We start from the raw sequence: 24304 nt of genomic DNA on the forward strand, positions 1-24304 counted from the left end.
ATGGTAAATCTTTTGATTCCGACGCTTCTCAAGTCGGGAGTGTTTTTTACTTTCTTCTTAAAAGCAACATAAGTTAAAAATGCTGCATATTATAGAATTTAGCGATTATTACTTAATATCATTTTCGTTTACCACATTAACAACCGTCATTTTTTCAAAAAGTGGCTTTCCTTGTTTTTTAATGTATTCATAAATGGCTTCCTCTTTTGAAGAAAAATAATTGGAGTACACATCATAGGATAAAACATTTAGATTATAAAAGAAATTAGCGTCCAATGATCCTGAATCAGTCAATTTCATAATAAAAGAATCCCTTACTACCGCTTCCTGATACTGTCCTAAAACAAGGTAATACCCAACCTTAACATCCTTAAGATTGTCTAAAATCGTGATTCTTACAGTTTTGGCTTTACTAGGTTGTTTGGCTAACTCTTTTTTGATTTGGTCTAAAGTAAGTGGTTTTACAGCTACCCCTTTTTTACTTTTGCCTTGAGCTTCATAGGCCTTGTTTTGATAACTTTGATTTTTTACTTTAGCTAAATTATCATCAAATAGTCGGGCTTGTTTACTATAAAAAGTAGCTTTACCAATATGTAGTCTTAACTCCGATTTACTTTCCCTATTTAAAGAATCTAATTTTGTAATTAATCTAATGTTCTTTAAATCGCGAACTCGTTGCTCCATTTCCATGTTTTTCAAATCTCCTGGAGTCAATTTTACTGCTTTTGCTTCAGCTGGCTTTGCTTTACTGTTTTCGCGGATGCTTTTCTTGTATTGTTGATTTTCTTCTACAGCAATTCGTTCCGCTTTGTCCATTAAACCCGAATACACTTTTCTGTTATCAGCTAATTGTTTTTTAAGTTGTTGCGAAAGATCATTGGTTTTATTTATATTTTCATTTGATATTTTTTGCAAACGAATGGATTCATCAAGGTCAACCAATTCTGTTTTTTTCAATTGCGTCAAATCTTTATTCATCGTGCTTACCAATGAATCCAGTTTAACCAAAAGAATTTCTTGAATGTTTTTATTGGCTTCTAAAACCATTCTAAGTTTTGTTGCAGAACCTTCCTTCGTATTATCAATTTCTTTTAGATTGACCAAAAGACCATTTACATTAATAACCTTTTGATTGATTTCTTCTTGCAATACTAGCTTTTCTTTTAAGCTATTAATTTCTTTTGCATTGGCTTTAGATTTCTCAACAACAACTTGTTTTTCAGCCAAAGCTAGCATCAACTCTTCATTTTCATTGGTTGGTTTCACTTCTTTGACGTTTATCGCCAGCATATTTCCTTCGACCAACCCGTTTACAATATCCGGATTTTGAGATTCTAATTGCTCAATTGTTATCCCGAATTGTTTTGCGATAGCATATTTAGTTTCTTTGGATTGTACGGTATAAAAAATGGTTTCGCCGTTTATAACTCTTACTCTACCATCTAGTGTTTTCTTTTTGTTGGGAACATTTATCTCCTGACCAACTTGCAAACCGTTTTTAATAATGGCTGTATTTGCTTTGTCTAAATCTTCGACCGAAACATTATAAAGTCTCGCAATACTAAATAAAGATTCCTTGGCTTGAACTGTATGTTTGGTTTTTACAGCCGAAACTTCGGGTTTTTGATCTGATTCTTGTGGGATTATCAATTCTTGTCCTATTTGCAAACCATTTACAAGTGCGGGTGCATTGGCATTTTGAATTGCCTCTACTTTTACATTGTATTTGGTCGCCAATCCGAAAAGAGTTTCTTTTGGAGCAACAACATGGATAACTGCATTTTTTATTAATTCTGGAACCAAGATAACTTGATTTTCTGCGATTCCATTTTGAGTTTCTGGATTTAATCTATAAATTTCAGAAGGGGAAGTTTTGTAGTTTTGGGCGATTTGGGTAATTGTTTCGCCTTTTAAAACTGTGTGTTTTGCTGCGGATTCTTGTGAAAAAGAGACATTTGAAACAAAACCAATAAAAAATAAAACTCTTAAAAAATCTTTCATATGTAGAATTTAAAAAATTAAGTCGTTACAAATGTAACGACTTAATGTTAAAAATAATACTATTCCCACTCAATTGTTGCTGGTGGTTTTGAACTAATATCATAGACCACTCTATTAACTCCTTTTACTTTATTGATGATGTCATTAGAGACTTTCATCAAGAAATCATAAGGAAGATGCACCCAGTCAGCAGTCATACCATCGGTAGATTCTACGGCACGAAGCGCAACCACTTTTTCATAAGTACGCTCATCCCCCATAACTCCAACACTATTTACAGGAAGCAAAATAGCACCTGCTTGCCAAACTTTATCGTACAATCCCCAAGATTTCAATCCGTCAATAAAAACTTTATCCACATCTTGTAAAATTTGAACTTTCTCTGGTGTAATGTCCCCTAAAATTCGAATAGACAATCCAGGTCCTGGGAAAGGATGTCTACCCAATAATTCTGGATCTATTCCTAAAGTTGCCCCTACTCTACGCACTTCATCTTTGAAAAGCATACGTAATGGTTCAACAATTTTTAATTTCATATAATCTGGCAAACCACCCACATTATGGTGTGATTTAATAGTGGCAGATGGTCCTTTTACCGAAACTGATTCAATTACATCAGGGTAAATAGTTCCTTGAGCCAACCATTTTACATCTTCAATCAAGTGTGATTCATCATCAAAAACTTCAATAAAGACACGACCAATAATTTTACGTTTGGTTTCTGGGTCGCTAACTCCTGCTAATTCAGACAAAAAGCGATCTCCAGAATCTACTCCTTTTACGTTCAATCCCATTCCTTTGTATTGATCTAATACACTTTGGAATTCGTTTTTACGAAGCAATCCATTATTTACAAAAATACAATACAGGTTTTTACCAATAGCTTGATGCAATAAAACCGCAGCTACTGTTGAATCTACTCCTCCAGAAAGTCCCAAAACCACTTTGTCGTCTTGTAGCTTTTCTTTCAATTCAGCCACCATTTCTTCAACAAAAGCATTTGGGGTGAAATTTTGAGGAACGTCTGCAATTTTTACCAAAAAGTTTTCTAACATTTGTTTTCCATCCGTAGAGTGAAAAACTTCTGGATGATATTGAATGGCATAAGTAGTTTCGCCTTCAATTTTGTAAGCAGCAAATTCCACATCGTGAGTACTGGCTAACTTCACACCATTAGTTGGCAAAGCTTTAATACTATCACTATGACTCATCCAAACTTGACTGTTTTCAGAAACACCTTCAAAGAAAATTTCGTCCTCTTTGATATAAGACAAATGTGCTCTACCATATTCTCTAGTGTTTGAAGCCGCTACTTCCCCACCACTAAAATGAGATAAATATTGTGCTCCGTAACAAACGGCTAGCATAGGCAGCTTTCCTCTAATTTGAGATAAATCTGGATGTGGCGCATCTTCTCCTCTAACAGAGAATGGGCTTCCACCAAGAATTACGGCTTTATAACTTGATAAATCACTCGGAAAATGATTGTATGGGAAAATTTCGCAGAATATATTTAATTCGCGAACTCTACGCGCAATAAGCTGAGTATATTGCGATCCGAAATCTAAAATAAGTACGTTGTGTTGCATGTGCAAAAATACTTTTTATATTTTGATTTCAAAAATTGAATTTCGAAAATTTTTATTTTATTTTAAAGATAAGGAACATCTTATTTTCTCCTGATACCATCTGAAATATTTAGTACGTTTTTTCAATTAAAAATCAGCTATTTTGACTTTTAATGATTTAACAAAAACCATTGATTCCACATTCTTATTGGGTTATCCCTTCAAAATCAGAATAAATAAAATTGGAGTAAATTTATTTTATGCTACTTTTGCAAAAAAATAAATTCCCCAATAAAATCTTTTTTTTACCAATATCCCTAATTTTTTAAAAAAAACCTACAGTTATGAAAACAAAAGCAATTACCGTTTTAGCAATTTTATCCTTATTTATAGTTTCTTGCAGTGAAGTCGATAAATTATTAACTTTCACCATTTCCAATCAAACTACATTCAAAATAAATAGCGGTTTGCCGATTAATTCCCCTTTTGAAGTCGCAACTCCAGATGTTACCAGCAATTCTACATCCGAATTTAAGAATAACAACACTAACGTCGATTTAGTTAAAGACGTAAAACTACAAGAACTAAAACTGAGCATTACAAGCCCTACTGATAAAACATTTAGCTTTCTGAAATCAGTTCATTTGTTCATTTCTACCACTGTCGATGATGAAATTGAATTAGCCTATCAAGATAATATTAATGCAACCACAAATACGCTCAACCTAACGTGTACCGATCAAAAATTAGACAAGTACATCAAGGCTTCAAGTTATAAAATACGAACCAAAGTAACAACTAGAGAAACCGTTACCCAAGACATAGCAGTAAAAGCAGACATGAAATTTAGAGTTACTGCTGATCCTTTTTAATCTAAGCACTTAAGGGGAAATAGGTTTCAATTATTCTTTTATAATAACAAATTTCCCTTTTACTCCTGCATCCCAATTTTCCCAATAATCGGATCTAATAAATTTTCCTTCCGCATCATAAAACTGAAATTCCCCAGTGTTACCACCTAATAAACCTTTATTCAAAGCTTCTAGTTCAAATATATTTATTCCTTCTTTGAAATAAATACGAAACTCTTGATAATCATTTTGCAATTCTAATCCACCCCTTATTATATCTGAATTGAGAGTAGCTTTGATCAAATCTCCATCAATAGCGCCAAAATCGCGACATCTTATCAAAAAATATTCAGATTTTGTCTTAATATTTCCAAAATTAACATCTATTTTAACTAAGTACCTAGAATCTTCTTTTAGTCCTTCTCTAATTAAAGTTCTATCCATATCCTTATTCAACTTATCCCTTATCTCATCCCCGGGGTTGATAAATCCATTATTTTTTGGAATCATAGAAATTTCACTTGGCTTTCCAATTTGATAAGACGATACCGGATTGGGCGGTGATTTTATAATATCCGGACTTTTATAAACATTAGGAGGTATAATTACCGGAAAATCGGTTGTAGGCGGAGGTATTGTCTTCTTTTCTGGCTTTGGACTTGTATTAGATGGCGGAATGGCCTTGAACTTTTTATTAGACTCAAATTGAGCATAACTACTAGTCATGAAACCCATTAGAAAAATAAAAAAATAAAAATGTTTCATAAGTGTCCGAAAATTGTTTCTCTTTTTATACTATTTTCAAAAATAAAAAAACACATATTATAAAATCACAAAACTAACATAATTTATTTTTGATCACTTGTTAACTTATTCTAAATTTTTATAAATAACTTACACTTGTTTTTTTTTTATGAATTCAGATAAATCCCATTTTCTCGCAAAGCCGCAAAGTCGCAAAGTCTAAAACCTTTTTCTTTGCGTCCCTGCGCCTTTGCGAGAGACATATTAAGTAAAATCCAAGCGTAAAATCCTCAACCTTTAGATTTTCATTATGTTTTTTTAAAACAAATACAAATCCTTAACAATTTAATATCTTTTTTTTGACGTCCTTAATTTCGTACATCCTAATATAAAATATAGATTTGAAAAAAAATAAATTGAATTAAAAATGAAGACTGTTTTATTTAGTATTTACGCATTACTGTTTTTCTTTAATGCAAGTGGTCAAACCAAAAACGATGTGCTTTTTCAAGCCAAAATAGAAAACAGAAATTGGGATCATCTCTACATTAAAGATACCGATTACAATACGATACAAATAATTGACATCAATAGTGAAGGCTTTTTTAAGGCCACTTTGTCCGTACAAAACGGAATGTACTTATTGTTTGACGGGACAGAGTATTTTAAAATTTACCTAAAAAAAGGATATAATTTACAAGTCACAATGGATGCCAATAATTTCCGCGAAACGATTCAATATACCGGAATAGGATCTGATGTAAATAATTTCCTAGCCAAAGAATCAGCTATTGAAGTAGATTATGATTATGGGAAAATATCGGCTCTCAACAAAATCAAAAAAGTCGATAAAATAATAGCCGAAAAAGAAAATGCATCAATCAAAAGATTAAAAGCAAACCCCACTTTTGACCAAGATTTTATAGCATTAGAACTCAGCGCCTACAAATCCCATACCGATGAGCTAAAAAAATACTTTGGCGAGCTCAGAGAAATGAATTAAGATGGAATTTAATTAAAAAATCCATCTCATTTTGTTATAAAAAACGGAATACTCGCTCTAGAAGACCTCTCCCATAAAAAGAGGTCTTTTTTTTTAATTCTAATTTTATAAATTGCGAACTTTAATATTTCACTCAACTAATAGAGTAATCTATTAATTATCAATTAACAAACAAAAAAACTAAATAATGAAAAGAGAAAACATCTTAACCGGATCACCTTGGGAAGACAAAATGGGATATTGTCGTGCGGTTCGCATAGGAAACATCATTGAAGTATCTGGAACTGTTGCTATCGTTGACGGCAATAAAGTAAGAGCCGATGATGCGCATGCACAAACATTAAACATTCTAGAAAGAGTAGAAAAAGTGCTAGAAGATCTTAACGTAGGCATGAAAGACGTGATTCGTACGAGAATTTTCACTACAGATGTTTCTACCTTTGAAGCCGTTGCTACAGCACATGCCTCTTTTTTTAAAGACATCAAACCAACTACAGGATTTTACGGAATTAATCAATTGGTTGCCCCTGAATATCTGGTTGAAATAGAATTTACCGCTATTGCTTCAGAATAACTCAGAGGAAATCGCTTTTAAAGCCAAAACAAAAGCAGATTATTTATTTCAGTAAATACAAGGATAAAAGTTGACACAGATTTCACAAATTCGCACAAATTAATCTGTGAAAATTTGTGAAATCTGTGTCATATTTTTTTTTAAAAAATCGAATTCCCTGGAATAATTCTAAAATTAAAACAGATTGTAATACTTTAGCAAAAAAAAATTCTTGTTAAATCATAGTGTTGAGATCTGATGAATTTTAATAAAATAAAAAAAACGATGCTTATCGCACTCAAATGGTTTCTCATTTGTGGTTTGATAGGCTTTTTTTCTGGGTCTGCATCAGCCTTTTTTCTGGTTTCCTTAGAATTTGTTACGCAATTTAGGAATCAGCACAATTGGATTATTTGGTTCTTACCCCTTGGAGGTTTACTGATTGGATATGGCTATTTTTTCTATGATTCCAAAATTGCAAAAGGGAACAATCTACTATTGGAAGAATACAACAAACCCGAAAAAAGAGTTCCGTTTATGATGGCTCCGCTGGTTCTTTTGGGCACATTGATTACGCATCTTTTTGGAGGATCTGCCGGTAGAGAAGGTACGGCGGTACAAATGGGTGGTGCCATTGCCGATTTATGTACCGATCTTTTCAAACTGGACAAATCCGAAAGAAGAACCTTGATTATTTTAGGAATCAGTGCAGGTTTTGCTTCGGTTTTTGGTACACCATTAGCGGGAGCGCTATTCGCATTAGAAGTTGTTCTTTTTAGCAAAATCAGTTTTAAAAGCAGTATCCTTTCTTTTCTTGTAGCCTACATCGCTTACTTTACCGTTGAATTTTGGGAAATAAAACACACTCATTATAGCATCCCTTTGGTACCCGAAATGACCTTTACCAATCTCTTTTGGATACTAATTGCCAGCATCTTATTTGGATTTGCAGCTTTACTTTTTTCCAGAAGCACTCATTTCTGGGGGAAATTATTTTCAAAAAACATAAAACATCCACCATTAAGACCTTTTATTGGCGGAATCATACTCGCTGTCGCAATTTACTTTATAGGCACCACAAAATATATAGGACTGGGAATCCCCATGATTGTTGATGCCTTTTCTACTCCTAACGCTCCTTATGATTTCCTTTTAAAAATACTTTTTACCGGTTTTACCCTTGGAGCAGGCTTTAAAGGAGGCGAAGTGACTCCCCTTTTTTTCGTGGGTGCTACATTAGGAAGTGCTATGGCAGTTGTTATTCCTTTACCAATTGCTTTATTGGCGGGAATGGGATTTGTGGCTGTTTTTTCGGGGGCAACCCACACTCCTATTGCCTGTACCGTAATGGGCATGGAACTTTTTGGTATGGATAGTGGTCTTTACATTGGTATTGCCTGCACCATTGCTTATTTTTTTTCGGGCTCTATCGGGATTTACAAATCACAAATTGTGAAAGGGCCTAAATCTATTTTATACCAAAGCATTAGAAAAAAAGGATTGAAATATCTTTAATCAATGTCGTTTCCTTAAGAATTTGATCACTCCAGTTTGTCATTTCGACGAAGGAGAAATCACATCACGTAATCGATATGTGATTTCTCCTTCGTAGAAATGACAAAAACAAACCTTAAGGAAACGACATTGTACCCTTAATCTATATTTCTTTATAATTTCTTAAATGTTTTCAACTTTTAGTTAAAAAACAGTAATTTCGCAGCATATGAATACACTAGACATACAAGCGATACAGTTGTTATTAGCAACTCCAAAAAAAATTGCCATAATTCCGCATAGAGGTCCAGACGGAGACGCCATGGGTTCTACCTTAGCATTATATCATTTTTTACTAAAAAACAATCAACACCCAGTGGTGGTTTCTCCCAATGAGTTCCCCGATTTTCTAGCTTGGATGCCGGGTTCTGAAACCGTCAAAATATACGAAAAAGACAAGGAAAACTGCACTAAGCTTCTTGAAGAAGCTGAACTGATTTTTACTTTAGATTTTAATGCACTTCACAGAGTAGGAGAAATGGAACAGGTTTTAGAAAAACTAACCGCTCCGTTTATCATGATTGATCATCATCAAAGACCAGATGATTATGCTACTTACACTTATTCGGATGTCGCATTTGGTTCTACTTGCGAAATGGTTTATAACTTTATTTCTTTTTTAGATAAAAAACAAGACTTAGACAAAACTATAGCTACTTGCATTTATACCGGAATATTGACCGATTCTGGTTCATTCCGATTTCCAAAAACAACTGGCACAACACATAGAATCATTGCAGAATTAATCGATCTTGGAGTCGAGAACACTGTAATTCCTACGTTGCTTTTTGATAATAGCTCGTACAGTCGTTTGCAATTACTGGGTAGAGCTTTGCAAAACATGAAAGTGATGATGGATCATAAAACATCCTACACTTCATTGACCCAAGAAGAATTAAACTCTTTTGACTATATAAAAGGCGACACCGAAGGCATTGTCAATTATGGTTTGAGTATAAAAGGAATTGTTTTTGCGGCCATTTTCATCGAAAACAAAGAAGAAGGAATTATTAAAATTTCTTTCCGTTCCCAAGGTAATTTTGATGTCAATCAGTTTGCCAGAGACCACTTTCAAGGAGGTGGACATAGCAATGCGGCAGGAGGAAAATCAGAAACTTCTATGGAAGAGACATTACTTAAATTTGAAAGTTTAGTACAAAATTTAAAAATATAATAGTCCATGAAATCGCCATTAACAACAAGTTTGCAAAAGCAAAAACCGACAAGTAAAAGGCGACAACATATATGACCAATAACAAATAACTTTAACATATATGAATTATTCAAAAATCATACTGATTGCATTCTTTGCGACCGTTTTATTTACGAGTTGCAAACAGCATCAGGAAGCGAGAAGACCTGTATCACAATCTTCCGGAAGCTTTATGAAACAGTCTATAGCCAGAAATAAAAAATTAATTGCTGGAGAAGAAGATCAAATTGATGCTGTCATAAAAAGTAATCCTGCCAAAAAATATATTGCTTCAAAAAAAGGATACTGGTATTATTATGAATCTAGAAATCTTACCGACAGTCTTACTCCAAAAAAAGGAGATATTGCATTGTTTGATTATGAAATAAAAGATTTAAAAGGCAACGTTATTTACTCTCAAGAAGAATTACAACCCCAAGTCTATAAAGTTGACAAGCAAGAGATCATGATGGGATTGCGCGACGGAATAAAACTGATGCGTAAAACCGAGAAAGTAAACTTCCTTTTTACCTCACACATGGGATACGGTTTTCATGGAGACAACAACAAAATTGGTACCAACCAACCTTTATTTTGCACCGTAACACTTCGTGATTTCATGCCTGAATCTAAGTATAACGAGCAAATACAACCCAACACAGTTGCAAAAGTAAATACACCTATAAAAGCAAAATCAATAACAAAAGACTCCTTAACAAACTAAAAGCATTGCCGAATGAAAAAAAACATTGTATTGGTATTACTATTAATTACCACCCTATTTTCTTGTAATAAAGAACACGATAATTTACCCGATGGGCTCTATGCCGAAATTGAAACCAACAGAGGAAATATATTACTTGAATTGGATTATAGAAAAGCCCCGGTCACTGTAGCTAACTTTATCACATTGGCGGAAGGGGAAAATGAATTTATTACCAATGACACTCTTAAAGGCAAACCATTTTATAACGGATTGAAATTTCACAGAGTAATCAAAGATTTTATGATTCAGGGTGGAGATCCACTGGGAACAGGTTCTGGAGATACCGGTTATAAATTCAAAGACGAAATTACCGACTTGAAATTTGACAAAGGCGGAATTTTGGCTATGGCCAATAATGGACCAGGAACCAATAGCAGTCAGTTTTTCATCACTCATTTAGAGACACCTTGGTTAGATGGAAAACACACAATTTTTGGTCATGTAGTCGATAACAATTTAGAAGTTGTTAATAAAGTAGAGCAAGATGATTATATAAAAAGCGTAACCATCATAAGAAATGGTGAAGAAGCTAAGAAATTTGATGCTAAAAAAACTTTTTATGATTATTTTAAAATAGAGTCCGAAAGCCAAAAACAAACAGTGGCAGCAGAGGCTAAAGCAAAAGCAGAATATGAGGCCAAATACAAAGCCGTTTGCGATCAAAAAGTAGCTTCTTTTTCGGAATTAAAAAGCAAATCTACAAAAACAGCAACTGGGCTTCAATACGTGATTACTAAAAAATCGGGTGGCAAAAAACCAGCGATGGGCGCTACCGTTTATATTCATTATGCAGGATTTTTAGAAAACGGCACTTTGTTTGACACTAGTATTGAGGAAGCGTCCAAAACCTTTGGGAAATTTGATCCTGCAAGAGCTGCCGCCAATCAATACATTCCAATACCTTTTCAAGCTGGAAAAAAAGACGGTTTGATCCCTGGTTTTATAGAAGGAATAGAAAAAATGGCAATTGGAGACAAAGCAATTCTTTTTATCCCGTCACATCTTGCTTATGGAGAAGCCGGAGCTGGCGATGTGATTCCGCCAAATACCAATATCATTTTCGAAATTGAGTTAATGGAAAAAATGCCTAATTAATTTAAAACTAATTGAAACTTAAATTATATCAAATGAAATCTAAAATCGCATTATTACTCTTTTTAGGGTTATTTAATTTACACGCGCAAAACACAAAAAAGCCTGTTACAACAACAAAAAAAACAACGACAACCGTAAAAGCTCCAGTTGTTACCGAAGGTATTTTTGCAACTATTGCTACCAACAAAGGCACTATTATTGTTGAGTTATTTTACAAAAAAACACCTGTAACAGTAGCTAATTTTATAGCTCTAGCAGAAGGCAAAAACCCATTTATGGCTATTGAGAAACTAAAAGGGAAACCATTTTTTGACGGATTAAAATTCCATAGAGTCATCAAAGATTTCATGATTCAGGGTGGAGATCCAGACGGTAATGGTTCTGGAGGACCTGGTTACACTTTCAAAGATGAGTTTACCGATTCTAAATTTGACAAAGCAGGTATATTAGCAATGGCAAATTCTGGTCCAGCGACTAACGGAAGTCAATTTTTTATTACTCATAAAGACACGCCTTGGTTAAACGGAAAGCATACCATATACGGTCAAGTGACGCAAGGAATGGCGGTAGTTAATACCATTGCACAAGATGATGTTATTACAAAAATCACTATTTCTAGAAAAGGAGAAGCTGCCAAAAAATTTGATGCTGTAAAAGTGTTCTCCGATTATTTTAACAACAAAGCCGAAGATCAAAAAAAACAAGCGGCTATTGATGCTGAAAATCAAAAGAAAAAAGCAGCTATAGATGCCGAAGCAAAAAGAGTGTACCTAGAAACTTATGGTCCAGCTATTAAAGCAAAAGCAGCCTATATTGTAACCGAAAAAGCAAAAGCAACTACAACTCCATCAGGATTAGCATACAGTGTGATTACTAAAGGAACTGGAGTAAAACCAGTTGACGGATCTACTTTCTATTTTCATTATGCAGGTTATTTTGAAGACGGAACACTATTCGATAGTAGTTATGAAGACGTAAGCAAAGCCTATGGGAAATTTGATGCCAATAGAGCCGCTCAAAACGGCTACAAACCATTCCCTTTTGAAGCTGGCAAAAAAGAGGGTATGATACAAGGTTTTATCGAAGGTCTAAGTAATATGTCTTTTGGTGAAAAGGCTATCATTTTTATCCCTTCAAATTTGGCTTATGGTGAAAGAGGAGCTGGTGGTGTTATTCCGCCAAATACCAATTTAATTTTCGAATTGGAGATGTTTGAGAAAAAATAGTTTTCAGTCTCAGTTTTCAGTTTTCAGTCTCAGTGTTTAGACTGAAAACTGAGACTGAATACTGAAAACTACTTCTTAAACTTCCAATCAAATTCGTCTTTGTCATTGATTATCGCTCCAATTTCGAATTTTACGACCTCTTCAAATTCGGTTTGAAGAATAATCCAATGCTCTTCATTAAAGTAGTTTTCGAAAGTATCAAATTCTTCTTGTGTAAATTTCGTTATTCCTTTTTGAGCCAAATCTTTTTTGACATCCGTTATTTTTCTGTTGATTACTTTATTACCAAACAGTTCTAAATCTGGGCTTGAAGCTACTAAGTATCCTAATTTCAACTCTTCCTCTTTATAAAAAGTCAAACGTATTTTAAGCGCATTATAAGCAAAAATCACATTATCGTCTTCGTCTTTGTAATTTCTATTGGGTTTACCATAAATGGCTATAACATCATTTTGTTTCATTCCGAAAATGAGTTTATCAATTCCGATTTTAGGATTTATTTTCATCAACAATCTATTTTTATATTTAATATTTATTTTACTGCTTTACAAAGGTATTCTTTTTTATAGGAAACCCTTTTTTTTGATTGCAAAAACCAAAAAAGGAAATAAACTACTTTGAATAGTTTTCTAGCTTTTGCATCTATTCAGCCAAGGCAAATGCATGAGTTTTAAAAACGAGTGTAGCTTACTTCGTCTATTCGTTATCGCTTGAGGGTAGATTTATTTCTTTAAAGACAAATTTTATGATTTTATCTAAACTAATTTACACAGATTGCGCCAAAAGAGGTTAATTAACGATAGAATTTTTTGTTAAAATATATAAATCTATCATAAAACAACTCCTGCGCTTATCTTGTCTATTCAATACTCAAATTATGAATATTGCGCAATCATTTTGATTCTTTTAGCACTAACACTATTACAACTATCTTTTAAAAATCAACGATTTAGCTATTTAAATCCCACAAAATAATTTATTTTTTTGCAGATAATTCAATCATTATACAATAAAAAATAAACACATCTTTTTCTTAATAATGTTTTATTATAATGCGCTATATCGATTCTCATACGTCTTTTGTCGCATTATTATAGCAAAAAAAAATTACATTTGTCCTTCATAAACTTATAACAGTTCAATTTTTTATAATTTCAGATTTATGGTATCTATAGCTAGAACAACAATTGTATTCTTATTCATATTAAGCAATACCCTTTTCTACCAAATCAAAACTTATAATCCATCAACAACTGGTTATATAGTAGTCCTACCATGATAAATCAAGTATGCATTTTGATAGATCTCTCACAAAAAGTTCTCTAAGAATAAGGTTAGAAATTAACAAAAGAAACAATCTATATTTCAAGCTAACTTTCCAAAAAACCAACCCAATAATTGCCTTTATTTTTTAAAATAATGAAAAAATATATTTTATTTTTCTTAATTCTCTCCATCAATTTTTCTTTTTCTCAAAAAAGCAAACAAAAAGAAATTGATTCCTTAGAAATAGAATTAAGTCATGCTAAAGAAGACACCCTAAAGGTAAAAATACTAGATCATTTATCAGCCTTAAACTTTTATCTAGATTCTAATTTAAGTTTTAAACATGCAAAATCAGCATTATTGCTTTCGCAAAAACTGCGTTATAAAAAAGGAACAGCATATGCTTACAACAATATCGGAATATATTATTTGTTAAAATCTGATTTCCCGAAGGCTTTGAATTATGTTTTTAAAGCACTAAAAATTCATGAAGATAGAAATAACAAGTATGGAATTGCTAGTTCTAGTAACGCTCTTGGAACCATCTATGTAGAATTCAAAAATTACAAACTGGCTCTTAGCTGCTATAACAAAGCATTAAAAACAAGTAAAGAAATAAAAGACCAAGAATCTATTGCTACTTACCTAAACAACATTGGAGATGTTTATTTAAAAATGAAAAAATATCCAAAAGCGTTATTCTATTTCAACAAAGCCTTGATTACCAACGGAATAAGGAAAAACAGTTTTGAATCTGGATTAAACTACACTAATATTGGCATAACAAACAACTACTTAAAACAATATGAAAAATCCATAAAAGCAACCACCAAATCGATTTTAATCAATAAAAATGATCCCAGTTTATTTAATGGCTTTAACAAAATAGAATTAGGAAAATCGTATTATTTTCTGGCTTTAGAAGAACAAAATAAATTAAAAAAAGAAAAGTTATTACAAAAATCAATAGATTATATAAATGAGGCGATGCTCCTCTTTACAAAACACAAATCCTTAATAGACATCAGAGATGCTTATTTGTATCTCTCCAAAATAAAAAAAGCTCAAGGCAAACACGAGGATGCACTATACTTCTTTGAAAAAAACACCTATCTTAATGACTCCATTTTTTCGAATAAAAATAAAATACAAATAGCACTACTGGAGTCAAAAAGAGAAATTGAATTAAGGGATAAAAAAATTGAGATTCAAGACCTTAAAATAAAAAATGCTTCCCGTAAAGTATATTTATTAATTACCATAAGTATAGGAATACTTATTCTTTTAGCACTGTTTTTATGGCTCTATCTTTCTAAAAGAAAAACAAACCAATTACTGAATGATAAAAACAAAATAATTTCTACCATAAACAGTCAAAAAGACAAGTTCTTCTCTATTATTGCTCACGACTTAAGAGACCCATTTAACGGTTTTCTTGGTCTGTCCGAATTATTAGCCGAGGATCTTGACAATATGACCAAAGAAGAAATTCAGTTTGCTGCAGTAAGTATGAAAAGTTCTGCTACCAATTTATTTCAGCTATTAGAGAACTTACTGGAATGGTCTAGAATGGAGCAAGGTTTAATTCCCTTTGCACCACAGGAAAAACTAGTAGTATCAATAGTGGCCGAATGCATGACCACTATACAAGAGGCAGCCAACAACAAAAACATCAGTATCAATATTGAAATTTCCGAAAAAACTACCGTTTTTGCAGATAACAACAGTATTCATTCTGTGATAAGAAACCTAGTATCAAACGCTGTAAAATTCACTCCCGAAAGAGGAACCATAAGCATAAAGGCCAAGGAAGACGACAAAAAAACCACTATTTCTATAACCGATACAGGAATTGGAATGAGTGCCAAAATGGTCGAAAACCTATTCAGACTCGATGTTGAAACCAATAGAAACGGTACCAATGACGAACCTAGTACTGGTTTAGGATTGATTCTTTGCAAAGAATTTGTAGAAAAACATGGAGGAGAAATTTGGGTAGAAAGTGAGGAAGAAAAAGGAACAACGTTTAACATCAGTTTCCCCAACAAAAAATACAGCTCTATTTAAATTCATGTTACAAAACAATTTCTAATCCATATAGTTCGAAAATCAATTCATTTTGTATTTTTATGCGTCTCTAATACAAAACCAAAAACCATGCTTAAAAAACCATTTTTTATTCTGACGCTTTTTGTAGCACTTTCTTCATGCACTTCTAAAACAGATAGTCCAGTTACCAATATAAGCGGACTGTGGACTGATGTAAACTCCAGTAATTTCAAAAATTGCTATGTAATTATTGCTCAAGATGGAAATAAAATCATCATGAATCATTATCTTGAATTTAAAGGCATTGGAATGGTTGAATACGGTATCGGAAAAATAAAAGACACCACTATTTCCTACGATGTTATCGTTACCAAAGCTATTCCGGGTTGGGCTACCAAAGGAAAGCACTTTCTAACCTTAAACAAAAAAGGGGATACTCTTAGAGGAACCTATCAAGATGAGCAAGGAAAACACGGTACAATTGTATTCGCTAGATTAAAATAAACAAAAAATAAAATTTCAAAACATATTAGAATGAAATTTAAACCATATAAGTTCATTTAAGTTAAGGTCGCAAGACTTAAATGAACTTGATTACTTATATAGTTATTTTTTTTGTTCACATTATTTAATAGAGATTGGCTTAAGAATTATAATTTTGCTTTCAATTTTGCTTTTACCTCATCAAACCATTCGTTTTTGAGGATACTCAAAATAATACTGTCTCTACGTACCTCACTTCCTAAAGTAGGCATGTGACTTCTCAAAACACCTTCAACTTTACAGCCAATACTTTTCATGGCCGCTATGCTACGGAGGTTGTTATTGTCTGCACGGAATTCTACTCGCTCCATTCCAAGGGTTTCGAAGGCATGTTGCAATAAAAGATACTTGCAATGTTTATTGAGTCCTGTTCCTCTAAACTCCTTTCCATACCAAGTGTAGCCCAATTGCAAAGTTTTAAACGCAACATTTATATCATAAAAACGAGTGCTTCCCGCGTATTTTCCTGTTTTCTTATCGAAAACCACAAAGGGAAATTCAGTTTTCTTTTCTTTGCCTTTTAGAGCTAACTGAATATAGTTTTCTAGATTTTCCTTTCCGTTGGCACGAACTAAGGAGTATTCCCAAGTTTCGGGTTCATTGAGGGAAATATCCAATAGATTATCGACATCGGTTGCTTGCAAAGGACGAAGTAAAACCATTTCGTCTTCTAGGATTGTATTTTTAGAGAAATCTAAACTCATTTTCTGTCTTTTTTTACAAAGAAACGAAGTTTTACAAATAAAAACCATTAAGACATTAAGTTTATTAAGATCCATATCTCAATAAACTTAATGTCTTAATGGTAAAAAATAGAATTAATAATTTAATTGATGCTACTACTCACACATTTCATCATAACGCTCTGGAACCTGTGGGTCATACAGCGGGCATTTGAATTCGGCCATGGTGTCTACCAATAAATTCATGGTTTTTCCTTCGGTGCCGTAACAGTCAATTTTGATGCTTTGGGGAGTGGTTCTTATATGAAAAGCTCCTTTGCCATTGGTGTTTTTCCAACTGTTTTCATCTACTTTTTCCCATTTTGAAAACACGGTGTTGAATCTATTCATGATTACGTCAACAGGAAGCGTTTCGAGACCTTCGACTTCTTGCTGTTCGTCTATGGCTTCGTAAACCTCGTGGTGGTTTAAATAAATTTCGTCTAGGTATTTCCAAAAAACTAATTCGTACATAATGGTTTATATTTTACCCTAACGAGAAGCCGTATTTTTTTAAACCTGACGGGTTTTTAAAACCCGTCAGGTATAAAAAAATTAATACTCGAAAGTACCGTATTCGCTAGTAATTGTTAACTTTTTAATATCAGAAGCCTCTACTCTACCCACAATTTGCGCATCGACATTGAATGACTTTGAAATGGCGATAATATCCTGAGCTACCTCTTCGGACACATACACTTCCATACGGTGTCCGCAATTGAAGACTTGATACATTTCTTTCCAATCGGTTTTTGATTGCTCTTGTATCAATTGAAATAATGGTGGTACTGGAAATAAATTATCCTTTATAATATGCAGATTTTGCACAAAATGTAAAATTTTGGTTTGTGCTCCACCACTGCAATGTACCATTCCGTGAATATCACTAGAGGTATATTTATCTAAAATTTTCTTGATAATTGGCGCATAGGTTCTTGTTGGCGAAAGCACCAGTTGCCCAGCATCTATAGGCGAATTGGCCACGGGATCTGTTAGTTTTACCTGTCCAGAATAGATTAATTCTTGAGGCACTGCGGAATCAAAACTTTCTGGATATTTGGTTGCCAAATACTTTTCGAAAACATCGTGACGAGCAGAGGTCAAACCGTTGCTTCCCATTCCTCCATTGTAACTTTTCTCGTAAGTAGCCTGACCAAAAGAGGCCATTCCCACAATGACATCGCCCGCTTTTATATTGGCATTATCAATTACTTTAGAACGTTTCATTCTGGCTGTTACCGTAGAATCTACGATTATGGTTCTTACCACATCGCCGACGTCGGCAGTTTCGCCACCTGTAGAATGTATGGTTACTCCAAATGTATCTAGTTCTTTTATGAGTTCTTCGGTTCCGTTGATAATGGCAGACAAAACTTCGCCTGGAATCAAATTTTTGTTTCTACCAATTGTAGAAGAAAGCAAGATATTATCTGTAGCTCCTACACACAATAAGTCGTCAATATTCATAATTAATGCATCCTGAGCAATTCCTTTCCAAACCGAAATATCTCCAGTTTCTTTCCAATACATATAGGCCAACGATGATTTTGTACCTGCACCATCTGCGTGCATAATGAGGCAATAGTCTTCGTCTTGTGTTAAATAATCTGGGACAATTTTACAAAATGCCTGTGGAAACAATCCTTTGTCTATGTTTTTAATGGCGTTATGCACATCTTCTTTGGATGCCGATACACCGCGTTGTGCATATCTTTTTGAAGTATCTGAACTCATTTTTTTAGTTGTGTGTATGTTAGGCAAAGATAATTTTAATGTAACAATTATACAATTATATACGGTATCAATTTCAACGGCAATATCAATGGCAAATTCAATAGCAATTTCAATATCAATAGCAATGGCAATTTCAATGGTAAATGCAAAATTCTAAAAAATTCTAAATTCTAAACTCTCTAAACTTTCTAAACCCTAAACTTTCTAAACCTTTCTAATTCGAAATAATTTCAATTTCAACCCGACGGTTTGCTTCTCTTTCTTCTTCAGATTTTTCAGGTAATGGATATAGTGGCTTTGTACTGCCATATCCTTTAAAAGTCATTCTACTTTTATCGATTCCATTAAATTCAAGAAACTTATATATGGCTTTGGCTCTTTGGGTAGACAAATCTCTAATATCAATGCCCACACAGCACAGATGCCCTTGAATTTGAATTTTTAAATCAGGATAACTTTGCATCACAGTTAGCAATTCATACATTTTTGCTCTGGACTGCGGCATTATACCAAACGAATCAACATAAAAATTCATGTTTTGGAGTTTTAGCTTCTCCCCTACATTGGCCACGCTTACTTTTCTCATAAAAATGGTATCCATTTTAAACTCAGAAATGGAGCCATCTGGATTCTCAAAAGCTAATTTATCAGGGAATTTTACAATTTCTTTTTTTTTTATAACCTCAATTTCTTTCTTCTCCTTTATAATTTCTGCCTCATGGACAAAATCTTTTGGCTGAATATAATACAACGTTACCTTTCTGTTCTCGGCTTTTATTTTAGACAAAGTATGCAGCTCTCCAAAACTTCTGGTTTTAAAATCTTCCCTAATTTTCACTTTCCCTTTTATGACATTAAATACATAATCTATGCGTTTTCTAGCCAAAGTATCATTATAACCAACAGATCCTTCTTCATCACAAAAACCATAAACTCCTATAATTTTAGTCTCTTTATGCTGCACTAACCATTGGTTTAACTTTAGCAATTCGTCTTTTTTTAGGATAAAGGCATTACTGTCAAAATAAAACGAGACTTGTTCTTGCGAAAAAACACAGGATACCATAAAGAAAAAAAGTAGTGTCGCTAAAAATTTCATATTGTCGCTTTATTTTATCAAATCTACAATAAAACTAGAGGGATTGCAACTAAACCTTTTTCAGGAATAACAACATATTGTTTTTTGATTTAAAAAAAAATAATAAATAGTAGAGGAGTAAAATAAGGCAGGTAAGTCTTGTTATTCGCTGAATATCAGTTAATAAACTTAAGTAGTTTATTTCTCATAATGTTCTGGTTGTTAGCATTTTAACAAAAAAACAACATACGTAAATAGCTGTAAATCAGACATGTATGTCGTGTTTGTTTTTTCTCTTTATTTGACTTGTTTTTTTTAAGATCTTTTAATTTAATTTTGTTGAAGGAATTAATTTAAAAGGTTATGAAAAGTATTATTATTTCTAATTTTCATCCCATTCTAGTTGGCAAATTATTTGAGCAAGCAAAGCTTAATCAGTACACTAAGTTTTTATATTATCATTTCCAGAATCTTCCAAAATTAAATAGTGCAGATGTTGAAAGTATTGATGATGAATCAATTAATTTTAAGATTATATCGGATCAGGTGGATAAGTATTCTGTTTCTTCTGAAAGCATTAATAGCAGACAATGCATAATTTTTGAAGAAGTTGAGGATTTTATTGAAAATATAATGGATGTTACATCTCCTTCAGAATATCATTTTCCTCTTGGTTTTGAAGTGAAGTTAGGGAATTCTTTTGGACCAAAAATTGAGGTTCGAATGGAATGGTTTAAAAGAAAAATGGGGTACGTTTTTGATGAATTTTATTCCAATACAGTCACTAGACCCGAAAACCTGGTACATGTTACTTGTTCCGGCTATTCTTCTCCCAGTGTGGCCCAGAAAGCGGTTATAGAAAGAAATTGGGATACTGTTCAAGTAACCCATTCATATCATATGGGATGTTATGGTGCTTTTCCTGCTATTCGGACAGCTAGTAGCTTAATATGTGCCAGTCTAATTAACGGAAGAGCAGATGTTGTTCATACGGAATTATTGACTGCACACTTAAATTTGACCGAGTTCTCTCCTTCAAATACCATGATTTGTTCTCTTTTTGCAGACGGCTTTATAGGCTACTCTTTATATGAAGAAAAAGCATTTATGATTGATGATACGATTCAAGAAAAAAAAGGATTACGAATTTTAGCTTTTCATGAGGTTATCATTCCGGATTCATTAGAAGATATGTCCTGGGATTTAGGAGAGTATAATTTTTTAATGACTCTTTCTAAACGGGTTCCTGTTTTTATTCGTAAAAACATCAAATCTTTTTTGACAACTCTTTGTAAAAATGGAGGTGTTGATCTTGAAGAACAGAAATCTAAGATGCATTTTGCCATTCATCCAGGTGGGCCAAAAATTATTGATTATGTAGTAGGCGAAATAGGACTGTTAAAAGATCAGGCACGTTGGTCTTATGAAGTCTTACGTGTTCATGGAAACATGTCTTCCGCTACAATTCCACATATTTTTAATGAAATTGTTAATGATCCAGCCATAGAATCTGGAACTAAAGTTGTAGCGATGGCATTTGGGCCAGGTCTTACCGCAACTGGACTCTTGCTGGAAAAGTTGTAGTTTTTATTTTTTTTAATCTACATAATATAGCTATTTTTTTTAAACTACTGACTATCAAGTTTGTTTCGTATTGTTTAAAAACTATTTTGCAAAGCAGAAATAGAACAAGAGAATGAGACAAAATTGATCTCTTCTTTTTTTGCAGATTCTTCATCTGTATGAATAGAGAGATTCATTGGCTTATCTCTTTCATGAATTTTCATTCAAACTATAAATTATAGAAGTTCATACAAGCAGAATGATTAGTATCAACTAGTTGTTATATATCTTTCTTTCTATTTCTTAAAGGATTGATTTTTTTCTCTTCAAATTTAATTTTATAGTGCTTAAATTAACAAAATGCTATTAGATAACGTTAGTAATACAATGCTTAATAACTTGATAACCAGTAAATTAACAAATAAAGTAGTATCTTGAAATTGTTGTTTCTGCATAATACTATTCTTATAGAGTAGGTAGTTAGTCGATGAAAATTGAATATTGTCGTTTTTTTTTGTTAATTTCTACACCCTCTTGTGTTAATAAATTACTTTTAATAGTGATTAATTTTTAAGTTGTTTTTAAGCTATTTTTAAAACAACAGTTTAGTTAACAAAAGGATTTATTATTTTGTTTTTCTTAACAAAATTGCTTTTGGAGATGGGGTACTTCATAAAATTAATTTTTAAGGAGGTGTGTTATTTTTTCTAAGTTTTCTTTCCAAATCTGAAAACTTTTGTATTGTCCTACTTTTTATAATTTTCAATACTAATTGTTTTAATTAGAGTTTTTAAGTTTGTTTTTTTTAGCAACTATCTGGTTTAATAAAAGAATTTAGTTATTGTTCCCCACAATAGAATATCCTTTTGATGACAAGTACTTCGTGAAATTAATTTCACGGAGGTGTTTCGTTTTTCTGCAAGTTTTCTCCCCGAGTTTGAAAACTTTTGTTTTTACCTCATTTTATTAATTTCAATGCTTTAAGTGATCACTTTAAGCAACGTTTGGGTTAATGAAAGAATTCGTTATTGTTCCCCACAATAGAATGTCTTTTTAAAGATGGAGTCCTTCATAAATGTGTTTATGAGGGTGGTCTTGTGATTTCTTGATTTTGATGCCCAAGTCTATAAATTTTCTATTATTTCTGATTTTATGGTTAAACTACACGCTATGAGATGAGCATGGTCGAAAATTGGTCGAAAACACCAATGATGATATGCGACTCGAGCGGTAGCGAACAGGCGAAGCAATTACATATAACCAATAAAAAAAAATAAATACAATAAATATAAATAGCAACATATGAAACAACATCTTCTGGTTTTTCGAAAACCCACTTTCTACTAATCCTTTCTTATTAATATTATGGTTTTAAAATCATAATATTATGAAAAAAATTATTTTTTATACGACAAAAAGTGTACAAGAGTATTGCTTCACTTTTTCCTGTTGTTGGTGCCTGAGACTTGCGATACCACTTGTATTAGTGATACTACTTATGACGACGAATGTTACTAATGCTCAAAACATTCTTGGAAGGGCGCCAGTGATAGCCCCTAAAGGAGGGTTTGCTATTGATGGAAATGCATTTGTTAAGTTTCCCGGAGATGATCCAACTTGGGGAGACTTTTTATTTGAGAATCAGTCAGCCCCTATTACAGCTAATCCAGGAGGAATATTTGTACCGGTACCACCTCCTTACACTTACCCGGACGGGCCGTTACCACCTGAATTCTATGTTTATCCAAACACCACCTTTTTCAGAGATAATATCACAAATAATGATCCAACTACTTTCACCAGTAGCAATAAGATCAATGATAATGTATCTGATTATACGTGGGGCGTGGGATCTTCACCAAACAAAAATGAAATTCAAAATGCAATTGCTCATTTTACTTATGGGGATCCTGCTTTGGGTGGAGATGCTAACGATTTATGGTTGATTTTCGCTGCAGACCGTCAAGTAACGGAAGGGAGCAGTTATATCGATTTTGAAATTTTGCAAAAATCGTTAACCATGACCGTGGCAGGAACTGACGCAAAAGGATTTAATTTTGGAACCTTTACCTCAGAGGCGGGTACTCCTAGCGGGCGTACAGTTAATGATCTTTTAATAACTATTGAGTTTACCCAAGGAGGGGTAACTGCAAATGTTGTTGTTAGAAAATGGCTTGGAACTGCTTATAGTGATCCTTTTACCCCTGTTGCTGGGACTGTTTTTGGTACCAATAATACAGGACAAACCATAGTGCCTTATCCTGTTTACAATCAAGATCCTATTTCCACCAATCCTAATTTGTGGGCGTATGCTGCAAATCAATGGGCAGAAGGAGCTGTTAATATAACTAAAGCTTTAGGAGTTCAAAATGATCCTTGTTTTACAATTAGCACCTTATTCGTAAGAACCAGAACTTCTGGTTCTTCCGGTCAATCAGAACTGAAGGATTTTCCTGGAGCACCTTTTCAATTGAATTTGTGTTCGGATAGAATCCCTCCGGTGATTTCAGAATTACCAGGTCCAACAACTGTTGAATGTCCTGCAATTCCGTCTTTTGCAACACCAACCGCAACCGACAATTGTGAAGTGAAATCACTGACCTTTGGCGATGTAAGAACCGATGGCAACTGTGCCGGTAATTATAGTGTGACCAGAACTTGGACTGCTACTGATGATTGTGGAAACCATTCTTCAGCAACGCAAACCATCAATGTTCACGACATTACCGCACCGGTTATCGCAGCCTTACCAGCAGCCACAACCATCGATTGTCCAGCCTTGCCAGTATTTGCGCA

21 protein-coding genes are annotated in these 24304 nt (G+C 33.3%); 12 read left to right on the top strand and 9 right to left on the bottom strand.

Annotated elements, in window-relative coordinates:
* Nucleotides 1-108 precede the first annotated feature (108 nt).
* Entirely contained in the window at nt 109-2001 is a 1893-nt protein-coding gene (locus FNW52_RS05710; protein WP_143376501.1) for a LysM peptidoglycan-binding domain-containing protein, read from the bottom strand.
* Between the two features lie 59 nt (nt 2002-2060).
* Nucleotides 2061-3590, bottom strand: coding sequence for a glutamine-hydrolyzing GMP synthase (gene guaA / locus FNW52_RS05715; protein ID WP_143376502.1), 1530 nt, complete (start codon nt 3588-3590; stop codon nt 2061-2063).
* Between the two features lie 323 nt (nt 3591-3913).
* Between guaA and FNW52_RS05720 the strand changes: the two genes are divergently transcribed.
* Nucleotides 3914-4441, top strand: a complete 528-nt coding sequence (locus tag FNW52_RS05720) for a hypothetical protein (protein WP_143376503.1) — start codon at nt 3914-3916, stop codon at nt 4439-4441.
* A gap of 30 nt (nt 4442-4471) precedes the next feature.
* On the opposite strand, the gene FNW52_RS05725 is transcribed toward FNW52_RS05720, so the two are convergent.
* Complete coding sequence (locus tag FNW52_RS05725) at nt 4472-5146, bottom strand: hypothetical protein (RefSeq protein ID WP_255515503.1); 675 nt, start codon at nt 5144-5146, stop codon at nt 4472-4474.
* A 445-nt stretch (nt 5147-5591) separates the two neighbouring features.
* On the opposite strand from FNW52_RS05725, the gene FNW52_RS05730 reads away from it, so the two are divergent.
* The 7 genes from FNW52_RS05730 (at nt 5592) to FNW52_RS05760 (ending at nt 12553) form a co-directional block, all read left to right on the top strand.
* Nucleotides 5592-6167, top strand: coding sequence for a hypothetical protein (locus FNW52_RS05730; protein WP_143376504.1), 576 nt, complete (start codon nt 5592-5594; stop codon nt 6165-6167).
* A 187-nt stretch (nt 6168-6354) separates the two neighbouring features.
* Entirely contained in the window at nt 6355-6741 is a 387-nt protein-coding gene (locus tag FNW52_RS05735; protein WP_143376505.1) for a RidA family protein, read from the top strand.
* A 237-nt stretch (nt 6742-6978) separates the two neighbouring features.
* The gene (locus tag FNW52_RS05740) at nt 6979-8235 is read left to right on the top strand and encodes a voltage-gated chloride channel family protein (RefSeq protein ID WP_143376506.1); all 1257 of its coding nucleotides are present in this window, start codon (nt 6979-6981) and stop codon (nt 8233-8235) included.
* Nucleotides 8236-8443: 208 nt separating this feature from the next.
* Complete coding sequence (locus tag FNW52_RS05745; protein ID WP_143376507.1) at nt 8444-9448, top strand: bifunctional oligoribonuclease/PAP phosphatase NrnA; 1005 nt, start codon at nt 8444-8446, stop codon at nt 9446-9448.
* Between the two features lie 100 nt (nt 9449-9548).
* The gene (gene gldI, locus FNW52_RS05750) at nt 9549-10190 is read left to right on the top strand and encodes a gliding motility-associated peptidyl-prolyl isomerase GldI (protein WP_143376508.1); all 642 of its coding nucleotides are present in this window, start codon (nt 9549-9551) and stop codon (nt 10188-10190) included.
* 12 nt (nt 10191-10202) lie between these two features.
* Nucleotides 10203-11327 carry a peptidylprolyl isomerase gene (locus FNW52_RS05755; RefSeq protein ID WP_143376509.1) on the top strand — a complete coding sequence of 375 codons (1125 nt, stop codon included), beginning with the start codon at nt 10203-10205 and terminating at the stop codon, nt 11325-11327.
* Nucleotides 11328-11359: 32 nt separating this feature from the next.
* Nucleotides 11360-12553, top strand: coding sequence for a peptidylprolyl isomerase (locus FNW52_RS05760; RefSeq protein WP_143376510.1), 1194 nt, complete (start codon nt 11360-11362; stop codon nt 12551-12553).
* A gap of 68 nt (nt 12554-12621) precedes the next feature.
* On the opposite strand, the gene FNW52_RS05765 is transcribed toward FNW52_RS05760, so the two are convergent.
* On the bottom strand, nt 12622-13059 hold the full coding sequence (locus FNW52_RS05765) for a hypothetical protein (protein WP_143376511.1): 438 nt from the start codon (nt 13057-13059) through the stop codon (nt 12622-12624).
* A 913-nt stretch (nt 13060-13972) separates the two neighbouring features.
* Here FNW52_RS05765 and FNW52_RS05770 point away from each other — a divergent pair.
* A complete protein-coding gene (locus FNW52_RS05770) occupies nt 13973-15886 on the top strand; it encodes an ATP-binding protein (protein WP_143376512.1) in 1914 nt (637 codons plus the stop codon).
* Between the two features lie 90 nt (nt 15887-15976).
* Nucleotides 15977-16372: a hypothetical protein gene (locus FNW52_RS05775; protein ID WP_143376513.1), complete on the top strand. Its 396-nt coding sequence runs from the start codon at nt 15977-15979 to the stop codon at nt 16370-16372.
* Between the two features lie 146 nt (nt 16373-16518).
* On the opposite strand, the gene FNW52_RS05780 is transcribed toward FNW52_RS05775, so the two are convergent.
* From FNW52_RS05780 to FNW52_RS05795, 4 genes are all read right to left on the bottom strand, one after another.
* Complete coding sequence (locus FNW52_RS05780) at nt 16519-17115, bottom strand: GNAT family N-acetyltransferase (RefSeq protein WP_143376514.1); 597 nt, start codon at nt 17113-17115, stop codon at nt 16519-16521.
* Between the two features lie 135 nt (nt 17116-17250).
* On the bottom strand, nt 17251-17607 hold the full coding sequence (locus FNW52_RS05785; RefSeq protein WP_143376515.1) for a hypothetical protein: 357 nt from the start codon (nt 17605-17607) through the stop codon (nt 17251-17253).
* An 81-nt stretch (nt 17608-17688) separates the two neighbouring features.
* Nucleotides 17689-18867 (bottom strand): AIR synthase related protein, encoded by a 1179-nt coding sequence (locus tag FNW52_RS05790; protein WP_143376516.1) that lies wholly within the window; start codon nt 18865-18867, stop codon nt 17689-17691.
* A gap of 214 nt (nt 18868-19081) precedes the next feature.
* Entirely contained in the window at nt 19082-19966 is an 885-nt protein-coding gene (locus FNW52_RS05795) for an OmpA family protein (RefSeq protein ID WP_255515504.1), read from the bottom strand.
* Between the two features lie 342 nt (nt 19967-20308).
* Between FNW52_RS05795 and FNW52_RS05800 the strand changes: the two genes are divergently transcribed.
* Entirely contained in the window at nt 20309-21529 is a 1221-nt protein-coding gene (locus tag FNW52_RS05800; protein ID WP_143376517.1) for a 3-oxoacyl-[acyl-carrier-protein] synthase III C-terminal domain-containing protein, read from the top strand.
* A 74-nt stretch (nt 21530-21603) separates the two neighbouring features.
* On the opposite strand, the gene FNW52_RS21085 is transcribed toward FNW52_RS05800, so the two are convergent.
* A complete protein-coding gene (locus tag FNW52_RS21085; RefSeq protein WP_255515506.1) occupies nt 21604-21732 on the bottom strand; it encodes a hypothetical protein in 129 nt (42 codons plus the stop codon).
* 1163 nt (nt 21733-22895) lie between these two features.
* Between FNW52_RS21085 and FNW52_RS05805 the strand changes: the two genes are divergently transcribed.
* On the top strand, nt 22896-24304 hold a 1409-nt coding region (locus FNW52_RS05805), incomplete at its 3' end, for a hypothetical protein (RefSeq protein WP_143376518.1).

It is taken from the genome of Flavobacterium sp. ZT3R18, assembly GCF_007097385.1.
GTDB lineage: Bacteria > Bacteroidota > Bacteroidia > Flavobacteriales > Flavobacteriaceae > Flavobacterium.